Annotated in this window: 13 protein-coding genes; 12 read left to right on the top strand and 1 reads right to left on the bottom strand. The window is 61.0% G+C overall.

What is annotated here, in order from left to right; all coding sequences use genetic code 11:
- The first annotated feature begins 79 nt into the window (after positions 1 to 79).
- The 11 genes from ybgC (at position 80) to glmM (ending at position 12164) form a co-directional block, all read left to right on the top strand.
- Positions 80 to 535 carry a tol-pal system-associated acyl-CoA thioesterase gene (gene ybgC / locus GR212_RS11280; RefSeq protein ID WP_163986598.1) on the top strand — a complete coding sequence of 152 codons (456 nt, stop codon included), beginning with the start codon at positions 80 to 82 and terminating at the stop codon, positions 533 to 535.
- A 416-nt stretch (positions 536 to 951) separates the two neighbouring features.
- Positions 952 to 1674: a protein TolQ gene (gene tolQ, locus GR212_RS11275; RefSeq protein ID WP_163986596.1), complete on the top strand. Its 723-nt coding sequence runs from the start codon at positions 952 to 954 to the stop codon at positions 1672 to 1674.
- 27 nt (positions 1675 to 1701) lie between these two features.
- On the top strand, positions 1702 to 2163 hold the full coding sequence (gene tolR, locus GR212_RS11270) for a protein TolR (RefSeq protein WP_163986594.1): 462 nt from the start codon (positions 1702 to 1704) through the stop codon (positions 2161 to 2163).
- Positions 2164 to 2172: 9 nt separating this feature from the next.
- On the top strand, positions 2173 to 3435 hold the full coding sequence (locus tag GR212_RS11265) for a hypothetical protein (protein ID WP_163986592.1): 1263 nt from the start codon (positions 2173 to 2175) through the stop codon (positions 3433 to 3435).
- An 8-nt stretch (positions 3436 to 3443) separates the two neighbouring features.
- Positions 3444 to 3851: a TonB C-terminal domain-containing protein gene (locus GR212_RS11260; RefSeq protein WP_163986590.1), complete on the top strand. Its 408-nt coding sequence runs from the start codon at positions 3444 to 3446 to the stop codon at positions 3849 to 3851.
- Between the two features lie 28 nt (positions 3852 to 3879).
- The gene (gene tolB / locus GR212_RS11255; RefSeq protein ID WP_163986588.1) at positions 3880 to 5184 is read left to right on the top strand and encodes a Tol-Pal system beta propeller repeat protein TolB; all 1305 of its coding nucleotides are present in this window, start codon (positions 3880 to 3882) and stop codon (positions 5182 to 5184) included.
- 152 nt (positions 5185 to 5336) lie between these two features.
- Positions 5337 to 5870, top strand: coding sequence for a peptidoglycan-associated lipoprotein Pal (gene pal / locus GR212_RS11250; protein ID WP_163986587.1), 534 nt, complete (start codon positions 5337 to 5339; stop codon positions 5868 to 5870).
- A 160-nt stretch (positions 5871 to 6030) separates the two neighbouring features.
- Positions 6031 to 7044 carry a tol-pal system protein YbgF gene (gene ybgF / locus GR212_RS11245; RefSeq protein WP_163986585.1) on the top strand — a complete coding sequence of 338 codons (1014 nt, stop codon included), beginning with the start codon at positions 6031 to 6033 and terminating at the stop codon, positions 7042 to 7044.
- A gap of 5 nt (positions 7045 to 7049) precedes the next feature.
- Positions 7050 to 8381, top strand: coding sequence for a tRNA lysidine(34) synthetase TilS (tilS, locus tag GR212_RS11240; protein WP_163986584.1), 1332 nt, complete (start codon positions 7050 to 7052; stop codon positions 8379 to 8381).
- 115 nt (positions 8382 to 8496) lie between these two features.
- Positions 8497 to 10440 carry an ATP-dependent zinc metalloprotease FtsH gene (ftsH, locus tag GR212_RS11235; protein WP_163986583.1) on the top strand — a complete coding sequence of 648 codons (1944 nt, stop codon included), beginning with the start codon at positions 8497 to 8499 and terminating at the stop codon, positions 10438 to 10440.
- Positions 10441 to 10811: 371 nt separating this feature from the next.
- A complete protein-coding gene (glmM, locus tag GR212_RS11230; protein WP_163986581.1) occupies positions 10812 to 12164 on the top strand; it encodes a phosphoglucosamine mutase in 1353 nt (450 codons plus the stop codon).
- An 86-nt stretch (positions 12165 to 12250) separates the two neighbouring features.
- Here the strand turns inward: glmM and GR212_RS11225 are convergent, their stop codons facing one another.
- Complete coding sequence (locus GR212_RS11225; protein WP_163986580.1) at positions 12251 to 12760, bottom strand: SH3 domain-containing protein; 510 nt, start codon at positions 12758 to 12760, stop codon at positions 12251 to 12253.
- Positions 12761 to 13125: 365 nt separating this feature from the next.
- Here GR212_RS11225 and GR212_RS11220 point away from each other — a divergent pair, with 365 nt between their 5' ends.
- Complete coding sequence (locus tag GR212_RS11220) at positions 13126 to 13974, top strand: outer membrane protein (RefSeq protein ID WP_163986579.1); 849 nt, start codon at positions 13126 to 13128, stop codon at positions 13972 to 13974.
- Positions 13975 to 14105: the final 131 nt, after the last annotated feature.

The following is a 14105-nucleotide window of genomic DNA, read 5'->3' as shown; positions in this document are numbered from 1 at the left end:
TATGACAATTGTTCAAAGCTTGCTTGATGGCAGAACTTCGGCCAAAGAGATGCCGGACATTCAAGGAGATGCGGCAACGATGAACAGCCCCTTTCTGATAGCTGGGGAACTGGAAGCCGGCAGCCACCGGCTGGTGCAGCGAGTCTACTATGAGGATACGGATTTTTCCGGCCTCGTCTATCACGCGCGCTATCTGCATTTCCTCGAGCGGGGGCGCACGGACTATCTGCGCTGTCTCGGCGTGGAACAGCGCGAGCTGCTGAATGCCGATGAGGAAGGGCTGGTTTTCGTCGTCCATCGCATGGAAATCGACTTCAAGGGGCCGGCGCGCATGGACGACGTGCTGACGATCCGGACGGTCACCGAAAAGGCCGGCGGCGCCAAGATGGTGCTGTCGCAGGAGATAAGGCGCGAGGATACGCTGCTGATCGCAGCCAAGGTCATCATCGCCGTCATCAACGCGAAGGGCCGCCCGCGCCGGCTTCCGGAAAAGCTGGCGGCGCAGATGCTGGCGGCATCGGAAAACGCCGGCTAGGCGAAGGGGCCTTGCCCGCGTCCGTCGTCGGCTGCTTGCAAAGATATTGCGATTGTCAACAGCCGCCTTGCAATAACTTGAGTTTTATGTGAAGGAATTCGGCACGCAAGATCTGTCTGCGTTTGTCGCCGGTTTCGTCCGGTCAGTTCTTCCCTGGAGCTAGAATAACTGCCGCCGCCGTTAAATCCTTCATGTTTCGACGCTAACATTCTTTTAACCATAATAGTGTCTTACTGGTTATGTCGGAGTTTGTGCGGTGCACGCCTTCCTTTGACCAAATTTGACGGCAAGAAGGCAGTTGTAAGCTTGGAAGGCTTGACCAGGGCGTTCAGCGGCGGCTGCCAAACATTTCTTGTGAGATCACTTTTAGCCGCCCGGTCTAGCGCCGGGCGTTTGGATTCGGGGATTTTGGATCAATGGAACAAGTAGCATTGGCGGCGGCCACCACACCGGACATCACGCTCTGGTCGCTCTTCATGCAGGCGGGCTTGGTGGTCAAGCTCGTCATGATCGGTCTGCTGGCAGCGTCCGTATGGACCTGGGCGATCGTCATCGACAAATATCTGAGCTACGCGCGAGCGCGCCGCCAGTTCGATCACTTCGAGCAGGTCTTCTGGTCTGGCCAGTCGCTCGAAGAGCTTTACCGCACGCTTTCTGAGCGCAACAACACCGGCCTCAGCGCCATCTTCGTCGCGGCCATGCGCGAATGGAAGAAGTCCTTTGAGCGCGGCGCGCGTTCGCCGATCGGCCTGCAGATGCGTATCGACCGCGCCATGGACGTCACCCTGGCGCGTGAATCGGAGCATCTGATCGCCCGCCTTGGCTCGCTCGCCACCATCGGTTCCGCCGGCCCGTTCATCGGTCTCTTCGGTACGGTCGTCGGTATCATGACCTCGTTCCAGGCGATCGCCGGCTCGAAGTCGACCAACCTTGCGGTCGTCGCGCCGGGTATCGCGGAAGCGTTGCTGGCAACCGCTATTGGTCTGGTCGCGGCTATTCCGGCGGTTATCGCCTACAACAAGTTTTCTGGTGACGCCGGCAAGCTTTCGGCGCGCATGGAAGGTTTTGCGGATGAATTCTCCGCCATTCTTTCGCGCCAGATCGATGAGAAGCTGCAGCCCCGCCAGGCGGCTCAGTAAGTAGCGGACAGAACCGGAGTAGTTCATATGGCAATGTCTGTTGGAGGCAAGGGTGGCGGCGGTGGCCGCCGGGGCGGTCGTCGCGGCGGAGGCCGGGGCGGCCCGATCGCCGATATCAACGTGACGCCGCTGGTCGACGTCATGCTCGTGCTGCTGATCATCTTCATGGTGGCGGCGCCGATGATGACGTCGGGTGTTCCGATCGATCTGCCGCAGACGCAGGCAGGCGCGCTCAACGCCCAGACCCAGCCCATCACCATTTCGATCAAGGCCGATGGCCAGGTGTTCCTGCAGGAAACGCAGATCGACGTCGCCGAAATCGCCGCGAAGCTGCAGGCGATCGCGACCACTGGCTATAACGAGCGCATTTTCGTGCGTGGCGACGGCAAGGCGCCTTACGGCGTGATCGCCGACGTCATGTCGCGCATCCAGGAGGCCGGTTACAAGAACATCGGTCTGGTCACGCAGCAGCAGACAACGGATCACTGACGAACCGACATGAAGCGCAGTCTTGCTACATCTGCTGTCTTTCACATCCTGGTGCTGATCGGCGCCATGGTGACGCTGAGTGCGCCGGCGCCGCTTGAGACGCCGGAAAGCACGGCGATGGATGTCGATATCGTGCAGGCGGATCAGCTCCAGCAGGGCGAGAAGAAGGCGCCGGTGACGGATCACGTCTCGCGCAAGCAGACCACGAAGCAGGACCAGGTCGCCAATGCTCAGAACGTCGGCGAGAACAACGTCGATATCAAGAACCCGGTCGTGCCGACCCAGCGGCCGGAGAGCGATACGGCAGCGCTAGCGCCGAAGAAGGTCGATGTGCCCGTTCCGCAGAACGATCCTCGGCCGAATGACGTCAAGACGATCGAGCAGAAGGAAACGGAGGCCGCGCCGAAGGAAGTGGCCGCCGTTCCGCAGCAGAAGCCGGATGTGACGCCGACCCCGCCGAAGACCGATCCCACGCCGCCACCGCCGACGCCGAAGGCCGACGCAACGCCGACCCCGCCACCGACCGAACAGCCTACGCAACAGGCTGAAATTCCGGTGCCGAACAATGTTCCCGTGCCGGATGTGAAGCCGCAGCCGACGCCGCCGAAGACCGTGGAGCAGAAGCCCGACGTCAAGCCGACGCCGAAGCCGGACGTGAAGGTGGCCGACGCCAAGCCGACGGACAAGACGACGACGCAGAGCACGAGTAAGACCACATCGCCCGATGATGGCAAGAAGGACGCTGACAAGAAACGCGACACTCCGAAAGGGCCCAACAAGGGTCTGGACGATGGTCTTGCCGACGAGATCGCCAATGTTCTGAACAACACGTCGTCGAAGGGCGGCGCGAAGCGCTCCTCGCAGCAGGCTTCAGCAGGCGCCGATACGCCGGTCGCTTCGCCCGGCGGCATGAGATCGCTTGGCGGCGGCAAGCTCAGCCAGAGCCAGAAGGACGGTTTGCGCGATCTGATTGGTAAGAACTGGAATGTCATCCCCGGGATGGAAGGGGCAAGCGATGTCACTATTAAGGTTCATGTTCGTCTCGATAAGTCAGGCCAGATTGTCGGCGAGCCGGAAGTCTCCGTCAGCGGCGGCCCGGCTACAACGCAGCAAGCGCTAAGGGGCGCGGCAGAGCGTGCGGTGCTGAAAAGCCGTCCCGATTTGCAAAAGGAAGTGAATGCCGGAGGATTGTTGCCACCGGACAAATATGATGGCGCGGACGGCTGGAACGAGCTGGTGCTGAACTTCGATCCCAGAGACTTGGGGCTGTGATGCGGGGAATGCAGCTTTCGACGAACCACTGTCCCCGTATCGGCCTGAGCCTGCTTGTGGCCTTCGGGATGATGTTGGCTGGTTCCGCGTCAGTGCGGGCTGCAAGCGCTACGCAGCAGCCTGGAAATTCGGCCGGTGGCCGCCTGCGCGAGGACGTCGCCAAGAACTGGAACATACCTCCGGGCATGGAGGGAGCGAAAGATGTCCGCGTCCGGGTGCATCTCAGGCTCAGCCGAAGCGGAAAGATTGTGGGCGAGCCGAAGGTTACCGTGACCGGCGGCCCCAAGGGGACGCAGCAAGCCATGGCGGCAGCTGCGATGCGAGCCGTGCTCCGGGCTGCCCCGTTCAATAATCTGCCAATAGATCAATATGACGACTGGAAAGAAGTCACCATCAACTTCGAACCGGCTATCTGACGAATTAATGCTGAAAGGCTTGGCACATATGATCAGAAACTCCCTCGTTCGTCTCCTGCTGGTGCTGGCAGGCCTGACGGCAGTTCTCGCAACTCCGGCCTATGCCGTGGTCGAGCTCAACATCAACAAGGGCAATGTCCAGCCCATGCCGATCGCTATCACCGACCTTCTGTCGAATGATACGCTCGGCCAGCAGATTTCGGGCGTGATCGCCGCCGACCTGCAGCGTTCCGGCCTGTTCGCGCCGATCAACAAGCAGGCCTTCATCGAGAAGATCACCAATCCGGATTCGACCCCGCGCTTCCAGGACTGGACGTCGATCAACGCGCAGGCGCTGGTGACCGGCCGCGTGACGCAGGAAGGCGGCCGCCTTCGCGCCGAATTCCGCCTGTGGGACACGTTCGGCAACAGCCAGATGATCGGCCAGCAGTTCTTTGCCCAGCCGGACAACTGGCGCCGCGTCGCCCATATCATCGCCGATGCGATCTACCAGAAGATCACCGGCGAGAAGGGCTACTTCGACACGCGCGTCGTCTTCGTTGCGGAAAGCGGCCCGAAGACGGCCCGCAAGACGCAGCTCGGCATCATGGACCAAGACGGCGCCAACGTGCGCATGCTGACCGACGGCAGCGATCTCGTGCTGACGCCGCGCTTCTCGCCCAACCGGCAGGAAGTGACCTACATGTCCTTCGCCAACCAGCAGCCGCGCGTTTACCTGCTGCAGCTGCAGACGGGCCAGCGCGAACTGGTCGGCAATTTCCCCGGCATGACCTTCTCGCCGCGCTTCTCGCCAGATGGCCAGCGTGTCATCATGAGCCTGCAGCAGGAAGGCAACGCCAACATCTATACGATGGACCTGCGCTCGCGCACCACGACGCGCCTGACCTCCACGGCCGCCATCGACACCTCGCCGTCCTATTCGCCCGACGGCACGCAGATCGCCTTCGAAAGCGACCGCGGCGGGAAGCCGCAGATCTACGTGATGGGCGCCGATGGCTCCAACCAGCGCCGCATTTCCTTCGGCGACGGTTCGTATTCGACGCCGGTCTGGTCGCCGCGCGGCGATCTCATCGCCTTCACCAAGCAGTCCGGCGGAAGCTTCTCCATCGGCGTCATGAAGACGGACGGTTCGGGCGAGCGCCTGCTGACCACGGGCTTCCACAACGAAGGCCCGACCTGGGCGCCGAACGGCCGCGTCATCATGTTCTTCCGCCAGCCGGCCGGTGCAGGCGGCCCGCAGCTCTACTCCATCGATCTGACCGGCTACAACGAGCAGAAGATCCCGACCCCGGGCTTCGCTTCCGACCCGGCATGGTCGCCGCTTCTCGAGTAGTTCGGCACTTGCCACTTTATCGCCGCAAAGTCCTGTGAGTTGACCGTTTCGCGACAATTTTAGGACATTATTAACCATACTTGTTGGAATCGGATTAACCGAATTCGGTTACAGTCTGGCAACCCTGATAGAGACTTAAGGAGAGACCGGCCATGAGCCGCATCGCAACCCCGGCCGTTGGCCACATGCAGAACCTTGCCCGCAACCCGATCATGATCGCGCTTTTCGTTGGCCTTTCGTTGGCCGGCTGCGCCTCCAAGAAGGGTCTGCCGAACGATGCCAACGGTCTTGGCCTGAACGGTGCCGGCAATGCTGCTCCTGGTTCGCCGCAGGATTTCACGGTCAATGTCGGCGACCGCATCTTCTTCGACACGGACAGCACCTCGATCCGCGCCGATGCCGCCCAGACGCTCGATCGTCAGGCGCAGTGGCTCGCCCGCTATCCGAACTACGCGATCACCGTCGAAGGCCATGCCGACGAACGCGGTACGCGCGAGTACAACCTGGCTCTCGGTGCCCGCCGTGCGGCTGCGGCCAAGGACTATCTCGCTTCGCGCGGTGTTCCGGCCAAGCGCATGAAGACGATCTCCTACGGCAAGGAACGTCCGGTTGCCACCTGCGACGATATTTCCTGCTGGTCGCAGAACCGTCGCGCCGTCACCGTGCTCAACGGCGCCGGCTCCTGATAGGTCAAACGGCCGGTCGAGATGTATAAAGGCGGCCACATGGTCGCCTTTACTTTTTTGACCACACTTTGGCCGAACTCCGTTGCTTTTTGAGAGCAATTGTAAAAATCTCCTGTTCGAGCCCCCTGGCCCGAAGAATCAATGAGACAGGACGATCCATATGAGAAAACTTGTCGTGGCGAGCATGCTTTGTCTCGCTGCCTTTGCTGGTAGTGAGCGCGATGCTTCTGCCTTGTCGCTGTTTGGAATGCACCTCGGGGGCCGCGATGCTTCCGCGCAGCCGGCTCAAAACAATGCGGATCAGAGACAAGCACAATACGGTCAGGCACCCGTCGTCAAAGTTCAAAACAGCGACGCCGAAGTTCGCCTGCAGCAGCTCGAAGACCAGATGCGCCAGCTGAACGGCCGCGTCGAGGAAATGAGCTATCAGCTGCTGCAGATGCAGGAACAGATCCGCAAGACGCAGGAAGACAACGAATTCCGCTTCCAGCAGCTTGAAAAGCGCGGCGGCAGCGCACCCGCAGCCGGGGCGACGATGAAGAAGAGCGAGGCCGATGCTCCGGCGCAGAGCTCCGGCGGCCAGCAGGATGATATTGCCGGCGTCATCGGCGATTCGCAGAATAACGATGTCGCTTCCCAGCAGGGGAGCGGCGGCGGCAAGCCGCCGAGCCAGCTCGGCTCCATCCAGTTCGACCAGAGCGGAAACCAGCTTGGCTCGTCGATGTCGGGGGCCAGCAATGGTTCGGGTGCTGCGCCGAGTGCCGGCTCCAGCACGCAGACCGCTTCGCTCGGCAACGAGAGCGACCAGTACAAGGCTGCCTATGGCCACGTCCTGTCCGGCGACTATAGTGTCGCCGAACAGGAGTTCCGCCAGTATATCGAAAGCTATCCGAGCAGCGCGCGGGCTGCTGACGCGAATTTCTGGCTCGGCGAGGCCCTTTACTCGCAGGGAAAGTACAATGATGCCGCCAAGACATTTCTGAACGCGCATCAGAAGTATAGCGGTTCCGAAAAGGCGCCGGAAATGCTCTTGAAGCTCGGCATGTCGCTTGCGGCGCTTGATAACAAGGATACGGCCTGCGCCACCCTTCGCGAAGTGACCAAGCGTTATCCCAAGGCTTCCAAGGCCGTGACCGGCAAGGTTGCCAGCGAAGAGAAGCGGCTTGCCTGCTGATTGCCATGTCTGCTGATGCTGTGATCGGCGGCGCCGCAGCTCTCACGCCTGAAGATGCCGCAACTGATTTTCTTCATTCTCTATCGAAGCCTGCGCATATTCTGGTCGCCGTTTCGGGCGGCAGCGATTCCACCGGGCTTCTGATTGCCCTGGCCGAACGGCTGAAAACCGATCCTCACGAAGATGTTACCCTTGCCGCCGCGACGATAGATCATGGCTTGCGGGCTGAAGCGGCAGAAGAAGCGCGAGAGGTCGCCGCACTCTGCGCCTCGCGCGGCATTTCCCATTTCGTCCGTCGCTGGGAAGGCGAGAAGCCGAAGACCGGTATCATGGCTGCGGCGCGCGAGGCGCGCTATGGTCTGCTTGCCGATCTCGCCGATGAGATTTCCGCCGATCTGATCGTCACCGCCCACACGATGGACGACCAGCGCGAGACGCTGCTGATGCGCGGCAAGCGCCGGCCGGACGATGAGGACAGCGCCCGTACCGGCATCGCCGACGAGGTGCTGTTTGACCGGCGTATCTGGATCGCCAGGCCGTTTCTATCCTGCCGGCGGATGGATATCAGAGCCTATCTCGAAGCGCGTGGCATTTCCTGGCTCGACGATCCCAGCAATGAAGACGTGACGTATGAGCGCGTCCGGACGCGCATGGATCTCGCACAGGAACAGGCGAGGGCGATGCCCGCGGATGACGGCGTCAATCGTATCGCCCTTTCCAGCAGGGCAGCCGCATGGCTTGATGCCCACGTCACCATCCATGCGAATGCGCTTTGTCTTGTCGAGCGATCCGGCCTTTCGGCTGACAAAGCGGTCGTTGCCTATGCGTTGTCCCGCCTTGCGGCCGTCTTCGGCGGCAAGGCTTACGCGCCTGGGCGCGCGCAGATGGAGCGTGTTCTCGAATTTGTGAATGGCGCCAATTCCGGTCGCCGCACGGTTGGCGGCGTGGTCTTCGATCTGCGCCGCGATGCGCTTTATCTCATGCGGGAAAGCCGCAACATCGGGCCGATATCGATCCCCCCGGGCGCAAAAGGCAACTGGGACGGCCGTTTCGAGATCAGCAATTCAGGACGGCTGCCGCTTAGCGTGCATCCCTCCGGAGCGGAAAATGCCACAGCTTTTCCGCCGAATCTGCCGAAAGGGGCGGTGCAGCGCGCTCGGGCAGCGATGCCGCTGATCGTGACGGCAGAGGGGGCAAAGCCGGTATCGGTCGCGGTCGTGCCTTATCTTGCGCCGTTCGACCGCTTTTTGACACGATTTGACCTCACATTCGCAGATCGTCTTTCGATCGCTTTTGGACGTGAAGCCTATAGGCGGCGCCCGTTTTCGGCCCTATAGACGGAAAAGACATGCGGCGATGCGGTTTGCCTTGGCAAGGGCTTGGCGCAACCCTATGTTAGGGATCAAGTAATGCCGCCGTTCGACGGCGGAAGTTTCAGTGCTGGGGAGTTCGATGAACCCTAATTTTCGTAATTTCGCTTTGTGGGCAATCATAGCTCTGCTGCTGATTGCCCTGTTCAGCATGTTTCAGAACGCGCCGGCACAAACAGGCTCCAGGGAAATTCCGTATTCGCAGTTCCTCCGGGAAGTTGATTCCGGCCGGGTTCGTGACGTGACCGTCACGGGCAACCGCGTCGTCGGCAGCTATGTCGAAAACGGCACGCCCTTCCAGACCTATGCTCCGGTCATCGACGACAGCCTGCTTGAACGCCTGCAGACCAAGAACGTCAACATCGTCGCCCGTCCGGAATCGGACGGCTCTTCGAGCTTCCTGAGCTATCTCGGCACGCTGCTGCCGATGCTCCTGATCCTCGGCGTCTGGCTGTTCTTCATGCGCCAGATGCAGGGTGGCTCGCGCGGTGCTATGGGCTTCGGCAAGTCGAAGGCAAAGCTTCTGACGGAAGCGCATGGCCGTGTCACCTTCGATGACGTTGCAGGCGTTGACGAAGCCAAGCAGGATCTCGAGGAAATCGTTGAATTCCTGCGCGATCCGCAGAAATTCCAGCGCCTCGGCGGCCGCATTCCGCGCGGCGTTCTGCTCGTTGGTCCTCCCGGTACGGGTAAGACCCTTCTGGCGCGCGCCATCGCCGGCGAGGCCAATGTGCCGTTCTTCACCATCTCCGGTTCCGACTTCGTCGAAATGTTCGTCGGCGTCGGCGCAAGCCGTGTGCGCGACATGTTCGAGCAGGCCAAGAAGAATGCGCCCTGCATCATCTTCATCGACGAAATCGACGCTGTCGGCCGCCATCGTGGCGCCGGTCTCGGCGGCGGCAACGACGAGCGCGAACAGACGCTCAACCAGCTGCTCGTCGAAATGGACGGCTTCGAGGCCAATGAAGGCATCATCCTGATCGCTGCCACCAACCGTCCGGACGTTCTCGACCCGGCGTTGCTGCGTCCGGGCCGTTTCGATCGTCAGGTCGTGGTTCCGAACCCGGATATCGTCGGTCGTGAGCGCATCCTCAAGGTTCACGCCCGCAACGTGCCGCTCGCTCCGAATGTCGACCTGAAGACGCTGGCGCGCGGTACGCCCGGCTTCTCCGGCGCCGACCTGATGAACCTCGTCAACGAAGCCGCCCTGATGGCTGCCCGCCGCAACAAGCGCCTGGTGACCATGCAGGAATTCGAAGACGCCAAGGACAAGATCATGATGGGCGCCGAGCGCCGCTCTTCGGCGATGACCGAGGCGGAAAAGAAGCTCACTGCCTATCACGAAGCCGGTCATGCGATCACGGCGCTCTATGTCGCCGTTGCCGACCCGCTTCACAAGGCGACCATCATTCCACGCGGCCGTGCGCTCGGCATGGTCATGCAGCTTCCCGAGGGCGACCGCTATTCGATGAGCTATAAGTGGATGGTGTCGCGCCTCTGCATCATGATGGGCGGCCGCGTTGCCGAAGAGCTGACCTTCGGCAAGGAGAACATCACCTCCGGCGCATCCTCCGACATCGAGCAGGCCACCAAGCTTGCCCGCGCGATGGTGACCCAGTGGGGCTTCTCCGACGAACTCGGCCTCGTTGCCTATGGCGAGAACCAGCAGGAGGTCTTCCTCGGCCACTCCGTATCGCAGTCGAAGAACGTTTCGGAAGCGACTGCGCAGACGATCGACACCGAGGTGCGCCGCCTGATCGACCAGGCTTATCACCAGGCCAAGGATATCCTGACCGAACAGCATGACGGGTTCGTGGCGATCGCCGAGGGCCTGCTCGAATACGAGACGCTGACCGGGGAAGAGATCAAGGCGCTTATCCGCGGCGAGAAGCCCGCACGCGATCTCGGTGACGATACGCCGCCAAGCCGTGGCTCGGCCGTGCCGAAGACCGGTGCGAAGAAGGACGGCTCGCTCGGCGCCAAGGGTGATGAGCCCGAAGGCGGGTTCGAACCGCAGCCGCGCTAACCGCGCGAGACGTTCAAACATCGAGACAAAAAGGCCGGCGACCTGCAAAGGGAGCCGGCCTTTTGCTTGCGGGATGGCAGGCGTGGCGCACCGGACATCGCATGGGCAGCATACAATCGCCGTAGCCGAAGGAAGTAATACGGGCACCATATGCTGTGAATTGGAATATTGCCTATCCCCACCTGGTGCAGTTTTTTAGTGCTTATTAATGGTAACGCGTTGTAATAGGCGGTCTCGGTAATTTAAGTGCCGAGTTTTACAATCTGTGGCATGAGCCACAAGCATCGATGCTCGTAGCGTCTCCGGATTGAGAGCGGCGATCTCGATGCCGCTGCATGTTCCGCAAGGATGCAGCAACGACAGGAGTGCTTATGAAACGTCGCTATTTCGGAACGGACGGGATTCGCGGTCAATCGAATATCTATCCGATGACGCCGGATCTTGCCATGCGCGTGGGTATCGCTGCCGGCACGATCTTCCATCGAGGCAGTCACCGCCACCGCGTCGTGATCGGCAAGGACACCCGCCTTTCCGGCTATATGCTGGAAAACGCGATCGTGGCCGGCTTTACCGCCGCCGGTGTCGACGCCTTCGTTCTCGGCCCTATTCCGACGCCGGCCGTCGCCATGCTGACGCGCTCGCTGCGCGCCGATATCGGCGTCATGATCTCCGCGTCGCACAATCCCTATGAAGACAACGGCATCAAGCTTTTCGGCCCGGATGGCTACAAGCTGTCCGACGATCTGGAAATGAAGATCGAGGACATGCTCGACAGGGACATGTCCGAGCATCTTGCCAAGTCGGAAAATATCGGCCGGGCCAAGCGTGTCGACGGCGTGCACGACCGCTATATCGAACATGCCAAGCGCACATTGCCGCGCGACGTCACATTGCAGGGTCTGCGGATCGCCATCGATTGCGCAAACGGCGCTGCCTACAAGGTTGCTCCGGCCGTCCTCTGGGAACTCGGCGCGGAGGTGGTGACCATCGGCAACGAGCCGAACGGCACGAACATCAATCTCAACTGCGGTTCGACCAGCCCGGTGGCGCTGCAGAAGAAGGTCGATGAGGTGCGCGCCGATATCGGCATCGCGCTCGATGGCGACGCCGACCGCGTCATCATCGTCGACGAGACCGGCACGATCATCGACGGCGACCAGCTGATGGCGGTCATCGCGGAAAGCTGGGCCGAGAGCCAGGCGTTGCGCGGCAACGGCATCGTGGCGACGGTCATGTCCAATCTCGGCCTGGAGCGCTTCCTGGAAGATCGCGGCATGTCGCTTGCCCGCACGGCCGTCGGCGACCGCTATGTCGTCGAGCACATGCGCCAGCACAATTACAATATCGGCGGCGAGCAGTCCGGTCATATCGTCCTGTCCGACTACGGCACGACGGGCGACGGCCTTGTGGCCGCGCTGCAGATCCTTGCCGCTGTAAAGCGTACGGGCCGGCCGGTCAGCGAGGTCTGCCGCCGTTTCGAGCCGGTGCCGCAGCTGTTGCGCAATGTCCGCATTTCCGGCGGCAAGCCGCTGGAGGATATCCAGGTGCGTCAGGCGATCGCCGATGCGGAAAGCGAGCTTGCCCGCAACGGCCGCCTGGTGATCCGCCCGTCCGGCACGGAACCCCTGATCCGCGTCATGGCGGAAGGCGACGATCGCGGCCAGATCGAGCGCATCGTCGGCGGATTGATCGATGTGATCTCGAGCGTCCGTTCGGCGGCCTGAACGGCCGAGGATTGGCTGACAGTTTTGTTTCATGGCCGCCTTATCAAGGCGGCCATATCGTTTCAGATTGCTCCGATGCGTTCGGCTTACTGGAACATTTCTCCGGGATAGGCGCCCCAGAGCTTGTCCTGCCTGACATAGCCTCGCGCCGAATGCTCCCTTACCGAAACGCGGCACCATGTTCCCGTGCAGGACTGCAGTGAAACAAGCACGCGTGGCTGCAGTTCCACGATCGCCCTTGCAGCCGGATTGGCATCGGCGCGCAGCATGGCATTCTTCGTCAGCCAGGGTGCGATGACGGCCGTGCGGACCCCGGAGAGCAGGGCGCTGTGCATCCAGCCGGTCACTCCGGTATCGTCGCGGACCTGCCGCCAATGGCCGTATTCGTCGATGATCTCCAAGGGAAGGCCGGGCTTCATATAGATCCATTTTGTGGCATAGATCGTCGATGGCCCTACGCGCATGCGTGCCTTCTGTGCCCTGAGCGAGACGTAGCGCGGGATCGGCAGCCCCGTTTCGCGACCCTTGTTCCACACCGTCGCCGCGACGGGCTTTATCGGCATCGCGCCGGCCGGAACGGCGGAGTTCAGGACCATACCGACAAGCGCCAGGCAGGCCCACATTCTTCGATGGCAAGTCAAAGAGTTCCTCCTGCGTTGGCTTCCCGACCACGGCACTCTAAAGGCGCGAATCTTGCCAATTGGTTTAGATATCCGATCGTCGGTGACACCTGCGGGCCGTGTCTCTGGAAGGACGGGAGAGAGGCGAACGACCGCATCCTGTTCTCTTTATTATAAAATCACGGATGCCTAATATTCAAAACGAAGTATAGCCTCTGAATAAACAGGGTAAATATTCGTAGTTAATCAGGTTTTAACTCCTTTTCAGCATTATCGCTGCCATGTCTTTTCCATTGGCAAGCATCTGCTGTGCCACAGGCAAGAAATTTGGAGCCAAAGCCATGATGAAATCCCTGATCGGGGCACTCGCCACCTTGCTTGTCGGCACGTCGGCCTTTTCCGCCGACCTTTATACACCGGAGCCAGCACAGCCGACGCCGGAGGTGGCTGTCGCCCAGTCCAGCGGCTGGTATCTGCGCGGCGATGTCGGCTACACCTTCACGAACCTGCGCGGTGCCAACTACTTCCAGGGCTCCAACTCGAGCCTGGTCGATTTCGACCGCGCAACGCTTGACGACAACGTCACGCTCGGCGGTGGTGTCGGTTATCAGATCAACAACTACCTGCGCACGGACTTGACGTTCGACTATCTCTTCAAGTCCGATTTCAAGGGCTCGACGAAGGGCGATTGCGGCGCCTGCGGCCCGGGCTTTACCCCAACTGCGGCGACCTCGCGTGACCTTACGTCCCTGACGGCCTACAGCTTGCTGGCCAACGCCTATGTCGATCTCGGCACCTACGGCATCTTCACGCCTTATGTCGGTGGCGGTCTCGGTGGCACCTACGTCAAATGGGACAAGCTGAAGAATACCTCCTGCTCGGACGCCAATCCGGACTCGTGCGATGGCACGGTTTCGCACAATGGCCGCGGCAGCTGGCGCTTCACCTATGCGCTGATGGCCGGTACGTCCATCGACCTGACTTGCAATCTCAAGGCTGACGTCGGCTATCGCTATCGTCACGTCGAGGGCGGCGACATGTTCGGCTATGCCGAGAATGGCGGCCCCGGCTATGACAAGGGCCTGAACCTGCACGAAGCCCGCATCGGTGCTCGCTATACGTTCGGCGGCTGCCAGACCGCAAGCTACATGCCGCCGGCCGATATCCCGGTCCAGCCGGTCTACAAGTAAGCGCATCTCGAACAAGCCATTGAAAAGCCGCCCGGTTTCCTCCGGGCGGCTTTTATTTTTTATCCCTCCCGTTAAGCAATTACTCGCAGCTTTAAAGCTTCATTAACCATGAATTCCCTATGGTTAATGAA

The organism is Martinezella lusitana (genome assembly GCF_010668395.1).
Classification (GTDB): Bacteria; Pseudomonadota; Alphaproteobacteria; order Rhizobiales; family Rhizobiaceae; genus Rhizobium; species Rhizobium lusitanum_A.
The sequence above is the reverse complement of the archived record's forward strand: the minus strand, read 5'-3'. Positions and strand labels throughout refer to the sequence as shown.